This window comes from Cupriavidus laharis, from assembly GCF_914271435.1.
GTDB lineage: Bacteria > Pseudomonadota > Gammaproteobacteria > Burkholderiales > Burkholderiaceae > Cupriavidus > Cupriavidus laharis.
The window spans coordinates 175,690-194,308 of sequence record NZ_CAJZAI010000008.1; the positions used below are offsets into that span (position 1 = coordinate 175,690).

The 18,619-nt window shown below is 67.2% G+C and carries 17 protein-coding genes; 11 read left to right on the forward strand and 6 right to left on the reverse strand.

What is annotated here, in order from left to right:
* From LDO29_RS17445 to LDO29_RS17465, 5 genes are all read left to right on the forward strand, one after another.
* Window positions 1-699 (forward strand): C39 family peptidase, encoded by a 699-nt coding sequence (locus tag LDO29_RS17445; protein WP_224081050.1) that lies wholly within the window; start codon window positions 1-3, stop codon window positions 697-699.
* A complete protein-coding gene (locus tag LDO29_RS17450; protein WP_318035507.1) occupies window positions 680-1,597 on the forward strand; it encodes a flagellin in 918 nt (305 codons plus the stop codon). Before LDO29_RS17445 ends, LDO29_RS17450 begins: the two co-directional genes overlap by 20 nt.
* Window positions 1,598-1,682: 85 nt before the next feature.
* Entirely contained in the window at window positions 1,683-3,134 is a 1,452-nt protein-coding gene (locus LDO29_RS17455; RefSeq protein WP_224081051.1) for an acetate kinase, read from the forward strand.
* Window positions 3,135-3,299: 165 nt separating this feature from the next.
* Complete coding sequence (locus LDO29_RS17460; RefSeq protein ID WP_224081052.1) at window positions 3,300-3,812, forward strand: DUF1269 domain-containing protein; 513 nt, start codon at window positions 3,300-3,302, stop codon at window positions 3,810-3,812.
* 287 nt (window positions 3,813-4,099) lie between these two features.
* Window positions 4,100-5,236: an ABC transporter substrate-binding protein gene (locus LDO29_RS17465; RefSeq protein WP_224081053.1), complete on the forward strand. Its 1,137-nt coding sequence runs from the start codon at window positions 4,100-4,102 to the stop codon at window positions 5,234-5,236.
* A gap of 119 nt (window positions 5,237-5,355) precedes the next feature.
* On the opposite strand, the gene LDO29_RS17470 is transcribed toward LDO29_RS17465, so the two are convergent.
* Complete coding sequence (locus LDO29_RS17470) at window positions 5,356-6,243, reverse strand: LysR family transcriptional regulator (protein WP_224081054.1); 888 nt, start codon at window positions 6,241-6,243, stop codon at window positions 5,356-5,358.
* 116 nt (window positions 6,244-6,359) lie between these two features.
* On the opposite strand from LDO29_RS17470, the gene LDO29_RS17475 reads away from it, so the two are divergent.
* From LDO29_RS17475 to LDO29_RS17490, 4 genes are all read left to right on the forward strand, one after another.
* A complete protein-coding gene (locus LDO29_RS17475) occupies window positions 6,360-7,721 on the forward strand; it encodes an acyclic terpene utilization AtuA family protein (protein WP_224081055.1) in 1,362 nt (453 codons plus the stop codon).
* A gap of 14 nt (window positions 7,722-7,735) precedes the next feature.
* Complete coding sequence (locus LDO29_RS17480) at window positions 7,736-8,080, forward strand: AtuA-related protein (RefSeq protein ID WP_224081056.1); 345 nt, start codon at window positions 7,736-7,738, stop codon at window positions 8,078-8,080.
* 53 nt (window positions 8,081-8,133) lie between these two features.
* Window positions 8,134-9,102, forward strand: coding sequence for a Bug family tripartite tricarboxylate transporter substrate binding protein (locus LDO29_RS17485; protein ID WP_224081057.1), 969 nt, complete (start codon window positions 8,134-8,136; stop codon window positions 9,100-9,102).
* Window positions 9,103-9,308: 206 nt separating this feature from the next.
* On the forward strand, window positions 9,309-10,322 hold the full coding sequence (locus LDO29_RS17490) for an MBL fold metallo-hydrolase (RefSeq protein WP_224081058.1): 1,014 nt from the start codon (window positions 9,309-9,311) through the stop codon (window positions 10,320-10,322).
* On the opposite strand, the gene LDO29_RS17495 is transcribed toward LDO29_RS17490, so the two are convergent.
* Entirely contained in the window at window positions 10,319-10,933 is a 615-nt protein-coding gene (locus tag LDO29_RS17495) for a c-type cytochrome (RefSeq protein ID WP_396022680.1), read from the reverse strand. The genes LDO29_RS17490 and LDO29_RS17495 overlap by 4 nt on opposite strands.
* Window positions 10,934-10,954: 21 nt before the next feature.
* Complete coding sequence (locus LDO29_RS17500; RefSeq protein WP_224081059.1) at window positions 10,955-12,685, reverse strand: pyrroloquinoline quinone-dependent dehydrogenase; 1,731 nt, start codon at window positions 12,683-12,685, stop codon at window positions 10,955-10,957.
* A 327-nt stretch (window positions 12,686-13,012) separates the two neighbouring features.
* On the opposite strand from LDO29_RS17500, the gene LDO29_RS17505 reads away from it, so the two are divergent.
* Entirely contained in the window at window positions 13,013-13,681 is a 669-nt protein-coding gene (locus tag LDO29_RS17505; protein WP_396022681.1) for an ankyrin repeat domain-containing protein, read from the forward strand.
* An 18-nt stretch (window positions 13,682-13,699) separates the two neighbouring features.
* Here the strand turns inward: LDO29_RS17505 and LDO29_RS17510 are convergent, their stop codons facing one another.
* Window positions 13,700-14,773 carry a YVTN family beta-propeller repeat protein gene (locus LDO29_RS17510; protein WP_224081060.1) on the reverse strand — a complete coding sequence of 358 codons (1,074 nt, stop codon included), beginning with the start codon at window positions 14,771-14,773 and terminating at the stop codon, window positions 13,700-13,702.
* Window positions 14,774-14,807: 34 nt separating this feature from the next.
* The gene (locus LDO29_RS17515; protein WP_224081061.1) at window positions 14,808-17,120 is read right to left on the reverse strand and encodes a TonB-dependent receptor; all 2,313 of its coding nucleotides are present in this window, start codon (window positions 17,118-17,120) and stop codon (window positions 14,808-14,810) included.
* A gap of 217 nt (window positions 17,121-17,337) precedes the next feature.
* Between LDO29_RS17515 and LDO29_RS17520 the strand changes: the two genes are divergently transcribed.
* Window positions 17,338-18,102: an NADPH-dependent F420 reductase gene (locus tag LDO29_RS17520; protein WP_224081062.1), complete on the forward strand. Its 765-nt coding sequence runs from the start codon at window positions 17,338-17,340 to the stop codon at window positions 18,100-18,102.
* 55 nt (window positions 18,103-18,157) lie between these two features.
* On the opposite strand, the gene LDO29_RS17525 is transcribed toward LDO29_RS17520, so the two are convergent.
* Entirely contained in the window at window positions 18,158-18,547 is a 390-nt protein-coding gene (locus tag LDO29_RS17525) for a GNAT family N-acetyltransferase (RefSeq protein WP_224081063.1), read from the reverse strand.
* Window positions 18,548-18,619: the final 72 nt, after the last annotated feature.

The window sequence follows — 18,619 nt, forward strand, 5'->3', positions numbered from 1 at the left end:
ATGAAGATTTTTCGACGGATGCTGGGGGCCATACCGTTCCTGCTGGCATTGGGCGGGACGTCGCCCGCGCTGGCGGACCGGGTAGCGATATACGGACCGGTTGGCGAGTACTACAGCGTCCCGGTGACCAGCCTGCGCGAAGCGCGCTTCAAGACCACGGTCCGGCAGCAATACGATTTCAGTTGTGGCTCAGCCGCCGTGGCGACGCTGCTGACCTACCAGTACGGCGAGCCCATGACCGAGGAGTTGGCGTTTGCCAACATGTTCGTCAATGGCGATCAGGACAAGATCCGGCGAGAGGGCTTCTCCCTGCTGGACATGAAGCGCTTCCTGGAGTCGCGGGGCTATCTGGCCGACGGCTATGAACTGCCCTTGTCCAAGCTGGAGGAAACGCAGATTCCCGCGATCGTGCTGATCTCCGAGAATGGCTACCACCACTTCGTGGTCGTCAAAGGGGTCAAGGGCGACCGCGTGCTGATCGGAGATCCGGCGCGCGGCACGCGCTCCATTTCTCGCGAGCATTTCGAGAGCATCTGGGAGAGCCAGTTGCTCTTCGTGATCCATAACCGTACCGAACGTGCACGGTTCAATCTTGCGGCCGACTGGCGCGTGGCGCCAATGGGCCCTTACTGGATGGGAGTCAACCGGGACAGCTTGTTCTTCACCGTCATGCCAAAGCATGGCGCCAGCGATTTCTGAGGAACACATCATGCTCGAGACATCCGCTTCATTTCCTGGCCTGGCCGGCAGCCGATGCGGCACGGCGGGACAGGCAACTGTCGTATTGCTGCTCGGGGCCGGCATGGCCTATGCCGGTACCGTGCACGCGGCTGAACAATCCCTGCCGGACCCCCTCGATGCGGGCGCGGTCCCGGCGCAGGCGGCGCTCGCACGCGGCGACGACGCGCAGCCGGACAGCCCTGTTGCAGCCGCGCGCGGCGACATGACAGGCTGGAAGCCCGTCGCTCAAGAACGGCTCGAAGAAATGCGCGGCGGCTTTGACGCCGGAGGGCTGCAGGTTTCGTTCGGTATCGAACGTGCCGTGTACCTCAACGGTGCCCTGGTGGTGGCGACCAGCCTTAATATCCCGGACGTGGGCAGGATCACGACGGATCAGGCCGCCCGCCTGGCCTCGACCCTTGGGCCGTCGATCGTCAGTGCGACCCAGGCGGCTGTCGACAGTTCGCTGGCGGGTACCGCAGCGACGGCCGGCAGCAATGGAACTGCAGGTAGTGCGAGTGCAACGGGCGGTGCGGGGGCGGCAGGCTCCAGCGGTGCCTCGGCCTCGGGGGCAAGTTCCGTAGCGACCGGCATCGCTGGCCCGGCCGGTATGCCGGTGACGACGATCAACACCGGGACAGGCCAGGTCGTCACCAACGGCGCCATGGCCATTATCCAGAATGGGGCGGGCAATATTGCGAACGTAGGAGCGTTGGCAGGCTCGCCGGCAACGGTGATCCAGAACTCTTTGAACAACCAGAGCATCCGGAGCGTGATGACAATTGACGCCGGCGTGAATACACTGCAGGCATTCCGGTCACAGCTGGCCAATACAGCGCTGAACAGCGCGCTGATGCGGGCCGCCAGCATGAGGTAGTCGTAGCGAAGGCATAGCGCAGTGCAGGTAGCGGACTCCTGCCTAATCAGTCTGCAGTCTGCCGTCCCGGGGGAGGATAGACGTCATGAAGAAGCGGTCGATGCAGGGCATCCGGAACGCTGGATGCTCGACGTTGCTATTGGTCGGAGGCCTGGCACAGGCCCAGACCTCTCCAGACGCAGGGCTATCGCCCGCTCCAGGCATCGAAGCCTTGCAACACCAGTTGACCGAGCAACAGGGCCAGCTGGAAGCAATGAAGCGGGCGCTGGCTGAGCAGGACGCCGTTATCAAGGAGCTTCGCAGCGTTATCGGCGACGATGTCCTCGCGAGAAAGCGCGGGGGCGCGGGGCCGGGCGTCACGCCTGGGGACAATGCGACCAATGCCGCGACCGCCGCGGCAGCTGCCAGTGCGACGCAGAGTGCCCCTCCCAATGTCGTCAACGCTCCCCAGCAGGTCACGGGTCAGCAGCAGGCCGGTGCGCAACCGCAGCAGGGGCAGCCACAGCAGGGCGAGTCGTCGGATACGCAGACGATGGCCGGGGTCGAGGAGCCTGTAGGCCAGCCGCCCGAGCGCAATACGCGGCCCCCGGAAATCGCTCCGATCACCGACCAGCCTGGCGTGCTGACCGGTGAAGGCAAGCTGGTAATTGAGCCAGGTCTCCAGTACGGCTACTCATCCAACAACCGCGTTGCCCTGGTCGGCTACACGGTCATCCCCGCCATCCTGATCGGCCTTGTCGACGTGCGGGAGGTCAAGACCACGACGTACCTCGCCTCAGTCGCGTTGCGCTACGGCATCACCAAGCGACTGGAGATCGAAGCGAAGGTGCCATACGTGCACAGTTCCGGAGACACAGTCAGTCGCGAGATATTCACGGGCACGGCGGTCGACAACGTATTCAATGCCAGTGGCAGCGGCTTGGGCGACGTGGAAGCGACACTGCGCTACCAGCTCAACTACGGCAATGAAAAGATGCCGTACTTCATCGGCTGGCTACGCTACAAGTCCAATACCGGCAAGGATCCGTTCGAGGTCGTCACCGATTGCGTGACGCGCTGCGTCGGCAATGCGACCGGCACGGGCCTGCCGCTGGGCCTGCCTACCGGTACGGGCTTCCAGGCGATCCAGCCGGGCATTACGTGGCTGCTGCCGACCGATCCGGCGGTGTTCTTCGGCACCTTCAGCTACCTGCACAACTTCGCGCGCGACAACGTCAGCCGCACCGTGCTCAATGGCGAGAAGGAGAACCTGGGCAAGATCGCCCCGGGGGACATCTTCGAGTTCAGCTTCGGCATGGGCCTTGCGCTCAACGAGCATGCCTCGTTCTCGATCGGCTACGACCAGGCCATCATCTGGCCGACCAAGCAGAACGGGCAGACGGTGCCGGGCTCGGTGCGCGTGACGCAGGGCACGCTGCTGGTGGGCTACTCCTATCGCTTCAACAACCGCTACACACTGAATCTGTCGGTGGGCGCGGGCCTCACGCGGGATACGCCTGACCTGCAGGTCAATGTGCGTCTGCCGATCACATTCTGAAGCGCAACTCTGGCGATTGTGGCGCGCGCGACCGACGCGCGCGTCACATCGCCAGGCCAGTGGGAAAGCTGTCTTGCACTCGCTGCATGAACGGCGTACAAAGAAATAACCCCGTCCCACAGACGGTATCCCCACTTCCGGGACGGCCTGAAAAAGGAGACAGACATGCGCAAACGCATCTTCTGGTTGTTGCCCGATCTGGCCAGTGCCCGACGCACCATGGATGACCTGCTGCTGGCCCGCGTGGAGAACAGCCACATCCATTTCGTGGCGCGCGACGGGGCCGACATGACGGGCCTGCATGAAGCCAACCTGTTCCAGACTTCCGACATCGTCCACGCCGCAGAAATGGGGCTGATGGTGGGCGGCGGCGTGGGCGTGGTGGCCGGTGCGGTGGTGGCCATGTTCCCGATCGTCAGCGACACCCCGCAATGGGGGCTGGTCGGCGTGCTGGCCGTGCTGGGCGCGGTGTTCGGCGCCTGGGCCGCGAGCATGATCGGCAGTTCGGCACCCAACAGCCGCCTGCGCGCGTTCGAGAAGGACATCGAATCGGGCAAGATCCTGCTGATGGTCGATGTGCCGCGCAGCCGTGTCGAGGAAGTCGAGGCGCTGCTGCAGAAGGCCCATCCGGAAGCCGCCTTTGCCGGCCTGGATCCGGCCGTGCCGGCTTTTCCCTGATACACCGATACGCGTAGCCCTGTCCTGAGCGCAGCCAGTCTCTTCCCGGCGCGCCTGTGCGGCGCGCTTTGACGCGCCACTTGCTTGCGCGTCCCTGCATCACGCCAGCGTCGGCCGCCGGTGCCGGTGTGATGTCTCCGCAACAGCTTTTCCCTCCGCCGTTTGCCCCGACACCGCGCTTCGGGTAACTTGCGAAGCGTCGCGGCCATCCGCGTGCATTCGCGTGCATGGCCAGCGGCAGCCACGCTACAACAACAGCACGCCATCGAGGCGGAGGGGTCAAGAAGATGAAGGCAACATGGTTTGCGTGCGGCATGCTGGCCGCCACGCTGGGGTTTGCCGCGCCTGCGGCATTTGCGGAGCCGGGCGTCAGCAAGACGGCGATCCGCATCGGGCAATCCGCCGGCGTGACCGGCCCGGTGGCGGGTTCGGTCAAGGAGCAGATCGAAGGCGCGCAGGTGTACCTGCGCACGGTCAACGGGAACGGCGGCATCGCGGGGCGGCGCATCGAACTGGTGACGCTGGATGACGGGTTCGACGCGAAGCGCACGCCGGACAATGTGCGCAAGCTGCTCCAGGACGAGAAGGTTTTCGCGCTCTTCATGGTGCGCGGCACGCCCCAGAACGAAAGCATCCTGCCGATCATCGCGGCTGAGAAGGTGCCGCTGGTGGCGCCGCTGACGGGTGCCATCACGCTGCACCGCCCCGTCAACCGCTATGTCTTCAACGTGCGCGCGAAATACCAGGACGAAGTGGCGCGCGCGATCAACCACCTGGCGACCTCGGGCATGACGCGCATCGCCATCGTCCATGCCAGCGACGGCTTCGGTAAGGACGTATACGAAGGCTTCGACATCGCGCTGCAGGCGCGTGGCATGCAGCCGGCCGCCTCAGCCAGCTTTTCCCGGCCGATGGGGGACATCTCGCAGCAGGTGGCGACGGTGAACAAGGCCGAGCCGCAGGCAGTGCTGGTGATCGGCTCGGGTTCGGAGGCGGCGCGCGTCATCCGCGACCTGCGCAAGGCGGGCAGCCAGGCGCAGTTCGTCACCTTGTCGAACAACGCGGCCGACTCGTTCATCAAGGAGCTTGGCGAGGATGCCCGCGGGCTCATCATCACGCAGATCGTACCCGGCATGAACTCCAGCCAGATGACGCTGGCCAGCGAGTACCGCAGCCTCTCCCGCCAGCAGGGCGTGGAGCCCTCCAACGCCGGCATGGAGGGCTTCATGTCCGCCAAGGTGCTGGTGGAAGGACTGCGCCGCGCAGGCCCCGACCTCACGCGCGAACGCCTCGTGGCGGCGCTGGAGAACCTGCGCGACTATGACCTTGGCGGCATCCTGATCAGCTACAGCCCGGCCCGCCACACCGGGTCGTCCTTTGTCGAAATGTCGATCGTCTCGTCGACCGGCAAGCTGATCCGCTGAGCGGCAGCAGGCAGGGCGTACCCATTTCTGCGTGGTGCTTCGCCCTGCCGTGTGTGCCGTGCCGCAAGGGCGCGGCAGTGCCGCCAAAGCCCGCGAAGCGTACCCGATTCTGCGTGCGCTCAGGCGCGGCTGTAGTGTTCACGCAGGCAATCGATCATTGCCGCCGCCGCTGCCGAGTCGCCACGCTCGCGTAGCCGCACCAGGCAGATGTCCCTGACCAGCGATGGCATCTGCAGCGGGCGAATGGCCAGGCCTTCGCGCCGGAACTGGAACAGCGCCAGCGCAGGTACCACGCTCACGCCAAGGCCGGCCTGCACCAGTGCCGCGACCGTGGCCAGGTGCTCCACCTCCATCACGCTACTGAGCTTCAGCGGATGCAGGGCCGCGTCCAGGTGCTGGCGCACGCTGCTGGTCCGCGACAGGTGGATGAACGGCTGGCCCGCCAGCATCTGCGGCGTGATGCGGCGCTTGCGCGCGAGCGCGTGCGTCGCGGGGCAGACGAGGTGGAAGGAATCGTGCACCAGCGGCTCGACACGCAGGTCGTCGTCTTGTGCAGGCGCAGGCGCCAGCGCAAAGTCGGCGCGCCCGCGCCGAACCATGTCGATGCAGCCGTCAGCCAGCTGGTCGAACAACTCCAGCGCAATGCCCGGATAACGCTGACGGAAGGCTGCCAGCAGCGGTGGCAGGTCACCGCCTGCAATCGACGGCAGCGCCGCGATGCTGACCCGGCCCTTGCGGCGCTCGGCGTGGGCGCGCAGGTCCTCGAACGCAGCCTCGAAATCCGCCAGCAGGCGACACGCCGTCTCCTCGAAACGCAGGCCGTCGGCGCTCAGCTCGACGTGCCGCGTGGTGCGTTCGAACAGGCGGCTGCCGGCTTGCTCCTCCAGCGTCTGGACCAGCGCGCTGAACGCTGATTGCGACAGATGGCAGGCGCGCGCCGCGCGCGTGAAGTTGCGATGGGTGGCAAGCGCCACGAAGGCGCGCAGGTGCTTGACGGAGAGATTCATGGCGGCCCCACCGGATTCATCGAGATAGTCGCTAGATTAATCCAAATAATCCGCTTTTTGGTTGATTGAACCACCCCTAGAATGACCTGGAACATCGCGTAACCGCCCCAGACACCATGACTGCTCCCTTGCTGATCGGCTCCGGCGCCGGCTTTTCCGGCGACCGCACAGATGCCGCCCTGCCCGTCGTGCGCACCCTGATCGCCGCAGGCGGACCGGCTGCGCTGATCTTCGAGACGCTGGCCGAGCGCACGCTGGCGCTGGCGCAGTTGGCCCGGCGTAACGACCCCGCGGCCGGCTACGAGCCGCTGCTCGACGCCCTGCTGACGCCCGTGCTGGGGCTTTGCCTGGCCAACGGCATCCCCATCATCGGCAACTTCGGCGCGGCCAATCCGCGCGGCGCGGCGGCGCGCGTGCGCCAGCTTGCGCAGGAACTGGGGCTGCCGGCTCCGCGCGTGGCCGTAGTGGAGGGCGACGACCTGTCGCACGACGCAGGCCGCGCGCTGCTGCGCAAGATTGTCGGGCCTGCCTTTCCCGAGGCGCGCTTTGTCTGCGCCAACGCCTATATCGGCGCCCGCGGCATTGCCGATGCGCTGGGGGACGGCGCGCAGGTGGTGGTCTGTGGACGCGTGGCCGATCCCGCGCTGGCGGTCGGCCCGGCCATGGCGCACTTCGGCTGGTCCTGGCAGGACTGGGACCGGCTGGCCGCGGCCACCATGGCAGGGCACCTGCTCGAGTGCGGTGCGCAAGTCACCGGTGGCTATTTTGCCGATCCGGGCATGAAGGACGTGCCGGACGTGCACGCGCTCGGCTTCCCGATCGCGCAGCTCGACGAGGCCGGTGGCATCGAGATCTTCAAGGCCGCCGGCACCGGCGGCTGCGTGGACCTGCGTACGGTCAAGGAGCAGCTGCTGTATGAGGTCCATGATCCGGCCGCATACCTGACGCCGGATGTGGTGGCGGATATCAGCGAGGTCACGGTCGCGCAGCTCGGTCCGGACCGCGTGGCGGTGCGCAACGTGCACGGCCACGCGCGGCCTGCGCAGCTCAAGGCCAATCTCTTTTTCCACGGCGGCTGGATGGCGGAAGGCGAGATTTCCTACGCTGGCCCGAATGCCGCCGCACGCGCCCGCCTGGCGGCCGATATCGTGCGCCGGCGCATGGCGCTGCTCGGGCATGACCTGCCGATCCGCTTCGACCTGATCGGCGTGCTTAGCGTGCTGGCAGATGATGCGGGCAGGATGCTCGCGCAACCCGGCCCGCACGAAGCCGCTGCTGAAGACGTGCGCCTGCGCGCCGCGCTCTCGCACGAGGACGCCGGCGTTGCCCAGGCCTTGCTGCGCGAGGTCAATGCCCTGTACACCTGCGGCCCGGCGGGCGGCGGTGGCGTACGCACGGCGCAGCGCGCGCGGCTCAACGCCATGTCGTGCCTGGTCCCGCGTGAGGCGGTGTCGCCGGCCCATACCTTCATCGACTGAGCGGAGCCCCCGACATGACTGCGACTGCAATGCTTTACCAGTTCGCCCACGGCCGCACCGGCGACAAGGGCAACCGTTCCAACATCAGCGTGATTGCCTACGACACGCGCGATTTCGATCACCTCGTCAAGCATGTGACCGAAGACGCCGTGCGCGCGCTGTTCCGCGACCGCCAGCCCACAGCGGTCACGCGCTACCTCGTGCCGTCGTTGCATGCGATGAATTTCGTCATCGACGGCGTGCTCGACGGCGGCGTCAACGACGCGCTGAACCTCGACGCGCACGGCAAGGCCCTGTCGTTCCGCGTGCTGCAGTTGCAGATCCCGTTGCCGCCGCGGCTGGCCCCTCCGGACGCGTAATCGGACGCTTGCCGGCTTCTACATCGAACAAGACCCCTCAACAGGAGACATCCATGCCTGGAATCCACAGGATCCTTACCGCCGCCGTATTCGCCCTGTCCGCGCTGCCAGCGGCACAGGCGTTAGCCGAGTACCCTGATAAGCCGATCCGCTTCGTCGTGCCGTTTGCGGCCGGCAGCGCCACCGACCAGCTTGCCCGTGCGATCGGACAAGCCGTGACCGTGGACAGCAAGGTCACCGTGGTGGTGGACAACAAGCCCGGCGCCAATGGCTTCATTGCCGCCACCGATGTCGCCAAGGCCAGCCCTGATGGCTACACCGTGCTGATCACCACCAACACGACGCATGCCGCCAACGAGCACCTGTTCCGCAAGCTGCCTTATGACCCGGTCAAGGACTACGCGCCGGTTACGGCGCTGGGCCGCGGCGGCCAGATCATGGTGGTGAACCCGCAGGTGCCCGCGAAGACCGTGGGCGAGTTCATCGCGCTGGCGAAGAAGCAGCCGGGCAAACTCAGCTTCGGCAGCGGCAGTTCATCGTCGCGCATCGCCGGCGAGCTGTTCCAGCAGATGGCGCACGTCGAACTGCTGCACGTGCCTTACAAGAGCAACCCGCTGGCCATCACGGACCTGCTCGGCAACCAGATCCAGATGATGATCACCGATACCGCCACCGGCCTGCCGCAGGTCAAGAGCGGCAAGCTGCGCGCGCTGGGCGTTTCCGGCAAGGCGCGCTCGCCGCTGGCGCCGGATGTTCCGACCATCGATGAAGCGGGCGTCAAGGGCTATGAGATGAGCTACTGGTTCGCGGCGTACGCGCCGGCCGGCACGCCGCCGGCGGTGGTCAACAAGCTCAATGCGATGCTGGTGAAGGCTGCGCACAGCGGCACCGCTGCGAGTTTCTACCAGGGTACCGGCACCGAGGTGTTCACCAGCACGCCGGCGGAACTGGCGCGCTTCCAGCAGCAGGAAGCGGCCAAATGGGGGCGCATCATCAAGGCTGCGAATATTCAGCCGGAATAGGCCCAGACTGGAATCACGCCGACAACGGGGCCGCTGGCCCCGTTTTGTTTGCGCAGAAATGGGTACGCTTTTGGTTGGCTGCCAACCGCTTTCCCTTGTCGCGCCTTAAGATACGCATTCGGCGGACTGTTCCGGCGCAATGCTCGCAGCAGGCCGGCCATTCCAGCCGCGTGTGTCGGAACGCAAACCACGAACAGGAACGTGACATGAAGCTGCCGAATGCCTTGACCCATCGACTTGCCGGTTCCCTGCTTGCCGGGGCCGCCCTGTTTTGCACTATGCTGCCCGCCGCGCTGGCTGCGCCGCCTGACCAGGTCAGGACGCAGGCGCCGGGCTACTACCGCATGATGGTGGGCCAGTTCGAGGTGACAGCACTGTACGACGGCTACATCGACCTGGATCCGAAGCTCTTCAAGTACACGAGCGCGCGTGAAGTGCAGCGCCTGCTCGCCCGCATGTTCGTGGCATCGACGCCCGGCATGCAGACGGCCGTCAACGCCTACCTGGTCAACACCGGCAGCAACCTCGTGCTCGTCGATGCCGGCACGGCGAGCTGCTTTGGCCCGACGCTGGGCCAGGTCGTCAACAACCTGCGTGCGGCGGGCTACGAGCCGGCGCAGGTCGATACCGTGTTGCTCACGCACCTGCACGGCGACCACGCCTGCGGCCTCGTTTCCGGCGGCCAGGCGGTGTTCCCCAACGCGACGGTTTACGTCGACAAGGCGGACGCAAACTACTGGCTGAGCGAGACCAATGCCGCCGCCGCCGGCAAGGACAGCCAGGCGCTGTTCGGCATGGCGCGCGACGCCGTGGCGCCGTACCAGGCCGCCAACCGCTTCCGCACTTTCGATGCCGTCACTGGCGCGGAGCCCGTGCCCGGCGTGCGCACCGTGGCTGCCTATGGCCACACGCCGGGCCACACGGGCTACCTGTTTATGTCAGGCAAGGCCAGCCTGTTGTTGTGGGGGGATATCGTGCATAACCACGCCGTGCAGTTCCGTCGCCCGTCGGTGTCGATGGAGTTCGATGTCGACAGCCACGCCGCTGCCATCACGCGCAGCCGGATTTTTGCCGACGCGGCGAAGGGCAAGCTGTGGGTGGGCGGCGCGCACCTGCCGTTCCCGGGCATTGGCCACGTGCGCCGCGACACGGTTGGCTATGAGTGGGTGCCGGTGGAGTATGGGCCGATTCGCGAGGACCAGCTGGCGCCGCAGCGTTAGTTCAGATTCGTGATGTAGCTCGCGAGATTTCGGATATCGTCGTCGCTCAGGTTGCGCGAGACGCTGGTCATGTTGCCCGCATCATTGGTGCGCCGCTTGGCGCGGAAGTCTTCGAGCTGCTTCACGATGTAGGCGTACTGCTGTCCCGCCACGCGCGGGATCTCGTTCTGGCCGGAGAATCCGCCAAGGTGGCACATGGTGCACAGCACTTCTTCGGACTTCTTGCGGCCGGCTTCGACGCGCGCGGCCTCGACCTTGTAGGTGGAAGGCATCGGCTTCTGTGCGGAGAAGTAATCGGCCAGGTCGAGCATGTCCTCGCGCGACAGCGGCGCGGCCATCGGCGACATGGCCGGGTCGCTGCGCCGGCCTTCCTTGAAGTCGCGCAACTGCAGGTACAGGTAGCGGGTCGTCTGGCCGGCCAGTTCCGGATAGGCAGGATTGGTCGAGTTGCCCTGCGGACCGTGGCAGGCCACGCATACCTGGGCCTTGGCCTGCCCGGCGGCGGCATCCGCGCGGGCCAGGCCGGCCATGCCGCAGGCGGACAGCAGCAGGCCCAGCGCCAGCAGCCGCCTTGACGGGGGGCTGCGGCGCGGTGGGGTCAGGCCTGCCATGACAAGTTGCGTGCGCGGGACTTATTGCACCGCAAAGACGAAGACGCTGTTGCCGCGCTTGAAGTCGAGCTGCGTGTTGCCGCCCGCGGCGACGGCGATGTACTGCTTGCCGCCGACCATGTAGGACACCGCCGGCGCATTGACGCCCGCGCCGCACTGGAATTCCCACAGCTTCTTGCCGGTCGCTGCGTCAAAGGCGCGGAACAGGCCATTGCCCTCGCCGTTGAACACCAGGCCGCCCGCCGTGGCCAGCACGCCGCCGATCAGCGGCTGCTCGGTCTTGAAGTCCCACTTCACCTTGCCCGTGTCGATGTTGACGGCCGACAGCTTGCCCCACTGCTGCTCGCTCGGAATCGTCTTGAAGGCGCCGCCCAGCCAGAGCTTGCCGCCCGGGTACGGAGCGTCTTCCACCTGGTACGTCATCGGCTGGTGCAGGTTGGCGGCGTAGGCCAGGCGCAGCTTCGGGTTAAACGCCATCGGCGACCATTCCACCCCGCCATTGGCGCCAGGCAGCATGCGCGCGCCGGCCGGCGTTGGCAGCGTCCACATGTTTTCCTGCGGGATCATGGCATCCGAGAAACGGATCAGGCGCCCGTCGCGCCGGTCATGCACATAGACGTGGCCGGTCTTGCCGCCGTGGATCACGCCGGGAATCATGGCACCCTTCTCATCGCGCACGTCGACCAGGATCGGCGGACTGACGGCGTCCAGGTCCCAGACGTCATGGGCGACATATTGCGAATGCCACTTGTAGGCGCCGGTGTTGAGGTCGACGGCGACCATCGAGTCCGTGTACAGGTTGTCGCCCGGACGGATGGCGCCGTAGAGGTCAGGCGAGGGGTTGCCCACGACGAAGATCACGAGCTTGTTGGCACGGTCCACCGCCGGCGCCATCCACACGCCGCCGCCGAGCGTCTTGTAGAAGTCGCCGCCCTTGTCGGCCAGCATCTTCTTCTCGGCGGCGATATCGCGCTTCATGTCGCGCCCGGTAGCGTCCTTGGTGGCCCAGACGCCTTCATGGCCCTTCTCGGGGATGGTGTTGAAGGTCCACAGCAGCTTGCCGTCGTTGGCGCTGAATGCCTTGACGAAGCCGCGGATGCCGTACTCGCCGCCGTTCGTGCCGATCAGCACCTTGTCATCGACGACCACCGGCGCCATCGTTTCGGAGTAGCCCAGTTCAGGATCGGCGATCTGCGTTTCCCACAGCAGCTTGCCAGTCTTCGCGTCCAGCGCCACCAGCTTGGCATCGAGCGTGCCCATGTAGAGGCGGTCGCCACTGATCGCCACGCCACGGTTGTTGGGGCCGCAGCAGAAGGTCGTGACCGGCCCCATCTTGTGCTTGTAGTGCCAGAACTCCTTGCCGGTCACCGCGTCGACGGCGTAGACGTGGTTGTACGACGTCGTGAGAAACATCACGCCATTGACGACGATGGGCGCGGTTTCCATCGATTCCATCACGGCGGTCTGGAACACAAACGCGGGCCGCAGCTTGGCGACATTCTTCGTGTTGATCTGGCTGCCGGCGTAGTAGCGCGTCTGGCCATACGAGCCGTTCGAATGCAGCCAGTCATTGCTGTTGGTCAGCGCGCCATCGAGCTGTGCCTGGGTGACGGGACGCAGCGCGCCGGACATCGGCGAACCTGTAGTGGTCGCGCCGCCCTGGATCTCCTCGGCGCCGTGCGCGGCGGAGGCAACCAGAGTCAGGAGCAGCAGGGGAAGGGCATGCCGGGAGAGACGAGGGACGGAGAGCATGGGACGCTCCTTTTCTTCGATTCTTGTAGCCCCGGGGCGCCTGCCTCGTGCGCCGGTCCGCGGCGTGCGGGGCGGGCATCGGCGCGGCGCACAAACTGGCCCGGCCGCGCATCGAAGTGGCCCGAGGTGAGGGCAGTATAGGCAAGAATGTGCACAAGACAACCAATACACGCACGCTTGTGTGCCGCGGTTCCGGATGCGCAATCGGATACGGAAGGGACGCGGAACTGCCCTGCATTGCAGCATTCCACGCGCGGCTTGAATTTGTGCTTTGCGCACACCAAACTTAGCGGCAGCCACACCGGCCGGAGCCGGAAGGAGCCGCAGATGAACCGCGCATTGCAGAGAGTTTCCATGATGGGGCTGTGCATGCTGGGCGCGCTGTGCCTGCGGGCTGCGCCCGTGCTGGCCGACGATGATGTCAGCCTGAATGCACGGCTGCTGGCGTCGGCGCGCGCCGGCGACGAGGCCGGCGTCCGCGGTGCGCTGGAACAAGGCGCCGCGGTCGATTCGCGCAACCGGATCGGCGACACGCCCCTGATCTCCGCCGCCAAGCGCGGCCTGACCGGCATGGCGCGCACGCTGCTCGATCACGGCGCCAATGTCAGCCAGGCCAACCTCCAGGGCGTCACGCCGCTAATGGCCGCCGCGTACGGCGGCTACCAGGACATTACCGCGATGCTGCTGGCCCGCCATGCCGACGTCAACGCCACCGACCGCATCAGCAAGACCGCCATGGTCTACGCCGCGGGCCAGGGCCAGGCCGCTGTGGTGAAACAGCTGCTCGATGCCGGTGTCGATGTCAATGCGCGCTACCATCATGGCCTGACCGCGCTGATGTGGGCGGCCGGCTACGACAAGGGCGAGGTGGTGCAGCTTCTGCTGTCGCGCGGCGCCGATGCCGCGCTGCGCGACGACCGCGGACTGACTGCGCGCGAGATCGCCGAGCAGGCCGGCGCGAAGGCCGCGGCGGCCGTCATGGCCGCGCGTCAGTAGCCGCCCGGCGGCATTGCCTCAGGGCGCATCGATCGAGCCGATGCTCTTCGGATAGGTCACGATGCCCCATGCCAGCGGCAGCCCGTCGATCTGCTTCACCGGCTGGTAGGTGCGCGCGTCGAACACCTGCACCGCATTGGAACGCCCGCAGGCTACCAGCAGGCGGGTATCGTCGGGCGTGAAGCTGAAGTGCCAGCAGCGCTTGCCCACGGCAATGTCGGCCAGCGGCGCGTAGCTCTGGCCATCGAATACCTGCAGCGTGTCCGCGCGCGAAGCCGCCACGAACACACGTGCGCCGCTGCGATCGAACGTGACGCCATAGGGCCCGGTGCGCGTAGGTACGGTGCGCAGCACCCGGTAGTCGTCGGCGGCCAGCACCACGAATGCGTTGGCCGATTCCAGCGTCACCACGTAACGGCTGCCGTCGGGGCTCGCCCTGATGCCGCGCGGACGCGAGCCGGCGGGCATGGGCAGGCGTTGCACCTGCCGGCCACTCGCCTTCTCGTAGACGGTGACCGTATCGTCGCCTTCGTTGGTGACCAGCATCAGGCGCCCGTCGTGCGAGAACTCGATGCCCTCGGTTTCCAGGCCGCTGCGGACGGTGCGCGTCACGCGCCAGGTTCGGAGGTCGACCACGGCGATTTCGGCAGGCAGTGGCTTGTCGTCGTCGCGCTTGCCCGCGTCCTTTGGCGGTGTCGGTGCGGCCGGCTTGCCCGGCGGCCCGGCCCGCTCGCCCGGCTCGAAGGTGACGAAGGCCTGGTCGCCAGCCACGCGCACGAACTCCGGGTTCTGGCCGATCGGCACGCGCCTCACTTCTTTTCCGGCCGCCACGTCGATCACGGACATGTCGCCGGTTTCCTTGTTTGCCGTCAGCAGGTACTTGCCGTCGGCGGTCAGTCCCAGCCCGCGCGGCCCCTTGCCGGCGGTGGCCGGGCCGGGCAGGCGCTCCATGCGCTCCAGGTCGATCACGGCGATGCCGCCGCTCTCGGTGGAGACATAGGCCTGCGCCGCACCGGCCTGGCCCGTCCCGGCCAGCACCGGGGCAAGCGCCAGCAGCGCGGCGGCACGCAGGGATACGGAGGGTGATGTCATGGCGGCTCCTTTCGATTGAATCGGGCAACGTCGGTCAGCGGCCGTCCCACTCGTAGCGCACGCCGACCAGGAACAGGCGTGGCGCGCCGGGCGCGACAAAGCGCTCCACCGGCACCGCGGCGCCCGGTTGCAGCAGCGTGCCGCCCGGGAACAGGTTGTAGCCGGCCTGGCCATAGGTGGCGTCGCGCCGGTCGAACACATTGTCGATGCGGCCATAGACCTGCCAGCGTGGCGAGAACTGCCAGCTCGCGCGAAGGTTCAGCAGCAGGTAGCCGCCGGTATCGGACAGCCCCGGGTTCTGTGCACCCAGCGCGCCGTCTTCGTTACCGGCGACCGGCCGCGAGGACGACACCAGCAGGTCGCCGCCCACGCTCAGCGCCGCCGTGGCGCTCCAGTCGGCGCCCAGCTTGAAGCTGTGCAGCGGGATGCCTGCCATGCGCGTGCCGGGCTGCACCGCCACAGGCGCGGCAAAGGGCGTCTGCAGTTCTCCCTGCGCCTGGTAGGTCGCCTGCGTATAGCTGTAGCCCGCGCGCAGCGTCAGGCGGCCAAGGCGCTGGCGCAGGCCCAGCTCCACGCCCTCGTTGCGCGTCTTGGGGAAGTTGGAGAAGTAGCCCAGCGGGCTGACCGAGGAGCGCTGGAACACAATGTCGTCGCGGTTGTCGCTGCGATACAGCGCCAGCGTGACCTCGGTGGCATCGGCAGGCTGCCAGCGTCCGCCGAACTCCAGCGTGCGGGTGACCACCTGTCGCAGAAACGGGTCCGCCTGCAGCCCGGTGGGCAACTGGCAGGCATTGGCGGGATCGGCGCAGCCGAGTTCGATGGCCGTGGGCATGCGCGTGCCCTGCGAGGCCGAGCCGAACACCACCAGCCGGTCCAGCAGGCGGTGCGTCAGGCCCACGGAAGGATTGAGCCGCGAATAGGTGAAGCGCTCGTCGGACTGCGTGGGCAGGTTGAGCAGCGTGTGGCGGCGACCCTGGTTCCACCGCGCCGCCAGCGTCAGGAAGGTGCCTTCGAGCAGGCGCATGGTGTCGGTGGCAAACAGCCCGACCGTGCTGTCGCGCCCGTCCAGCGCGGCCTGGGTCAGCACCGGCGCACCGGCATCGGCCACGGTATTGCGGGCGCTGTCGAAGCTGGCCTGCTGCGTGGTCTGCGTGTAGTGCGAGCGGTTCATGTCGAGCACGGCGCCCAGCGCGAAGCGGTGCGTGTCGCCATCATGCGACCACTGCACCGATCCGCCGTAGCTGGTCTCGCGTACCGTGGCGCTGTTGAGCACGGCATTGGCCGGCGCACCGTCGGCCTCGCACTCCTCGCTGCCGGCGGCGCCCTGGCAGTCGAGCACGGTGTCGAGGTAGTCGTCGCTGATGTCGCCGCTGTTGGCGCGCGTGCGGGTCTGGCGCAGGTAGAGCGTGAGCTGCAGCTGGTCCTGTGCGTTGAACTGGTGCGCGCCATTGAGCGCCACCTGCAGCGAACGCGACCGCGTCTCGTCAGGCGCCGTGTAGATCGCGCGGCGGTCGGCGGCATAGAGGCTGTCCGGCGTCAGGCCGTTGCCGGACAACCGGCTGTTGCTGCCCAGCACGCTTACGTTCCATTGCGTGCCGCTGGTGGAGCGGCCCAGCTTGAAGAACAGGTTGCCCAGGTCGCTGTTCGAACGGTCGCGCCAGCCGTCCTCGCGCCAGCCCGTGCCTGCCAGGTAGGCGTGCCAGCCGTCGCCAAGCAGTTTGCCGGCGCTGGCATCCAGGCGCGCGCGCCCGTAGCTGCCCACGCTCAGGTCGGCCTCCACGCCAGGGTGTGTCTCGCCGGACTTGGTCTGCAGCGCCAGCGCGCCGCCCAGCGTATTGAGCCCGTAGAGCGGATTGCTGCCCGGCACCAGCGTGATGGTGCCGAGCGCGGCTTCGGGGATCGCGGCCCAGTGGATCACGTCGCCCAATGCCGCGTTCTGGCGCACGCCGTCCAGGTACAGCGACAGCCCCTGCGCCGACCCGAGCGTGGGCGAGAGCCGGTAGCCGCGATAGAGGATGTCCTGCGCGAACGGATTGCCCTGCGCGTCGTTGACCGCCACGCCGATCATGGTTTCCGCCAGGAAGGCCGTCAGGTTGGGCGCCTTGACGCGCTCCAGGTCGCCGTCGGTGGCGGTCTGCGCGTTGCCGGCAAAAGCCTGTCGCTCGATGGTGAAGCCCGGCAGCGGGGTGGGCGCTACGACTGTGACCTCCCGCAGGTTGTGGACCTGGTCTGCGTGCGCTTCGCCGGTGGCTTGCTGCGCTGCCGCAGGCCATGACGCGGGCAGCGCCAGGGCGCCCAGGCAAGGCACGACCCTGAGCGGACGGATGCGGCAGCGGCTTCGGGCCATGGCTCCCCTTGTCGCGCTGGATGGCGCGGGCATCGGTTACGGCCTGGATACAGAAGACTTCGAGTGGCGCAAATGCTACCTAATCTAGTTCAGCGGGCAGGCAGTGCCAAGTTGCGGCGCCTGCCGGCCAGCCGTTTTTTGCCTAGAGTTTTCAGGTGGCCCGGGCGTTGCGCCCCGGCGCCGCCTGTCCCGATCAGCGAACCAGGAGGAGTTGCCCATGCCGACCACAGAGACCGATGCCGTCCGCGGCCGTCGCCGCCTGCTTGGCGCTGGCGCGATCGCCATGTTGGCCCTAGCGTTGCCGAACCTCGGCGCGTGCGCGCAGGGCGGCGGCGCCAGCGGCAGCGGGCAGCCGGTGAAGATCGGCGTGATCGGATCGGGCCGCATCGGCGGGACCATTGGCGGGCTGTGGGTGAAATCGGGCCACCCGGTGCTGTTTTCCTCGCGGCATCCCGAGTCGCTGAAGTCGCTCGTCGACAGCCTGGGCCCGCTGGCGCGCGCAGGAACGGTGGCCGAGGCGATTGCCTTCTCGGACGTGCTGTTCCTGGCCACGCCCTACAACGCGCTGCCGCAGCTCGGCCAGGACAACCCGGGCGCCTGGAAGGGGAAGATCGTGCTGGACGCGACCAATGCCTTCGCCCAGCGGGACGGCGCCATTGCCGACGAGGCGCAGCGTAACGGCATTGGCATCACCACGGGCAGGTACCTGGCGGGCGCGCGCGTGGTGCGCGCCTTCAACTTCATGGGCGCGGCCAACTTCGCCAGCGAACACCATCGCCAGGGTGAGCGCGTGGCCGTGCCGATTGCCGGCGATGACCCGGTCGCGTTGCGCGTCGCGGAGCAGCTCGTGCGCGATGCGGGGTTTGAACCGGTAGTGGTGGGGCCGCTGGCCAGCGCGGACAAGTTCGCGCCTGGGGGGCCGTTGTTCCGGCAGATCGGCAGCGTGGAGGAGATGCGAAGGAAGATGGGCGCCGCGCAGTAGGGTGGCCCGGCAGGGTGGCCGCCCGGCGCGTTTGCACGCCGCGGCGACAAGCGGCTCAGGGCCGGCGGCGCTCCATGGCCACCATAGACGGCGTAAAACCGAGCTGGCCGAAGAATGCCGCTTCGGACGAGCGCGCCGCGCGCAACACCCAGGTGATGTCGGGATCGTTGCCCATGACCTGGCGTACCAGCGCACGCCCGATGCCCTGCCTGCGATGGCTGGGCGCCACCACCACCATTGACAGGAAGCCATCGGAAACGTCGTCGCAAAGCGCGCGCGCAAAGCCGACGACTTCGCCCTTGTCCACGGCCACGGCCACGCGCTGCGAATTGGCGACAAGGCGGGCGAAGCGTTCGGCGCTGCCCACGCGGTTGTTCCAGCCGTTGGCGATCAGTAGCTGCCTGGCGGCCTCGACATCTCCAGGCAACAGATTACGGATTTCCATCGGCGGCTCCCCTAGCAAAGCATGTACGGCCCCTCGCTTCCCCCTGCCAGGGGTGCCGCGAGTCGAGTACGG

Coding starts and splice junctions, on each gene's coding strand:
- LDO29_RS17445 (WP_224081050.1), top strand. CDS start 1: ATGAAGATTTTTCGACGGATGCTGGGGGCCATACCGTTCCTGCTGGCA.
- LDO29_RS17450 (WP_318035507.1), top strand. CDS start 680: ATGGCGCCAGCGATTTCTGAGGAACACATCATGCTCGAGACATCCGCT.
- LDO29_RS17455 (WP_224081051.1), top strand. CDS start 1,683: ATGAAGAAGCGGTCGATGCAGGGCATCCGGAACGCTGGATGCTCGACG.
- LDO29_RS17460 (WP_224081052.1), top strand. CDS start 3,300: ATGCGCAAACGCATCTTCTGGTTGTTGCCCGATCTGGCCAGTGCCCGA.
- LDO29_RS17465 (WP_224081053.1), top strand. CDS start 4,100: ATGAAGGCAACATGGTTTGCGTGCGGCATGCTGGCCGCCACGCTGGGG.
- LDO29_RS17470 (WP_224081054.1), bottom strand. CDS start 6,243: ATGAATCTCTCCGTCAAGCACCTGCGCGCCTTCGTGGCGCTTGCCACC.
- LDO29_RS17475 (WP_224081055.1), top strand. CDS start 6,360: ATGACTGCTCCCTTGCTGATCGGCTCCGGCGCCGGCTTTTCCGGCGAC.
- LDO29_RS17480 (WP_224081056.1), top strand. CDS start 7,736: ATGACTGCGACTGCAATGCTTTACCAGTTCGCCCACGGCCGCACCGGC.
- LDO29_RS17485 (WP_224081057.1), top strand. CDS start 8,134: ATGCCTGGAATCCACAGGATCCTTACCGCCGCCGTATTCGCCCTGTCC.
- LDO29_RS17490 (WP_224081058.1), top strand. CDS start 9,309: ATGAAGCTGCCGAATGCCTTGACCCATCGACTTGCCGGTTCCCTGCTT.
- LDO29_RS17495 (WP_396022680.1), bottom strand. CDS start 10,933: ATGGCAGGCCTGACCCCACCGCGCCGCAGCCCCCCGTCAAGGCGGCTG.
- LDO29_RS17500 (WP_224081059.1), bottom strand. CDS start 12,685: ATGCTCTCCGTCCCTCGTCTCTCCCGGCATGCCCTTCCCCTGCTGCTC.
- LDO29_RS17505 (WP_396022681.1), top strand. CDS start 13,013: ATGAACCGCGCATTGCAGAGAGTTTCCATGATGGGGCTGTGCATGCTG.
- LDO29_RS17510 (WP_224081060.1), bottom strand. CDS start 14,773: ATGACATCACCCTCCGTATCCCTGCGTGCCGCCGCGCTGCTGGCGCTT.
- LDO29_RS17515 (WP_224081061.1), bottom strand. CDS start 17,120: ATGGCCCGAAGCCGCTGCCGCATCCGTCCGCTCAGGGTCGTGCCTTGC.
- LDO29_RS17520 (WP_224081062.1), top strand. CDS start 17,338: ATGCCGACCACAGAGACCGATGCCGTCCGCGGCCGTCGCCGCCTGCTT.
- LDO29_RS17525 (WP_224081063.1), bottom strand. CDS start 18,547: ATGGAAATCCGTAATCTGTTGCCTGGAGATGTCGAGGCCGCCAGGCAG.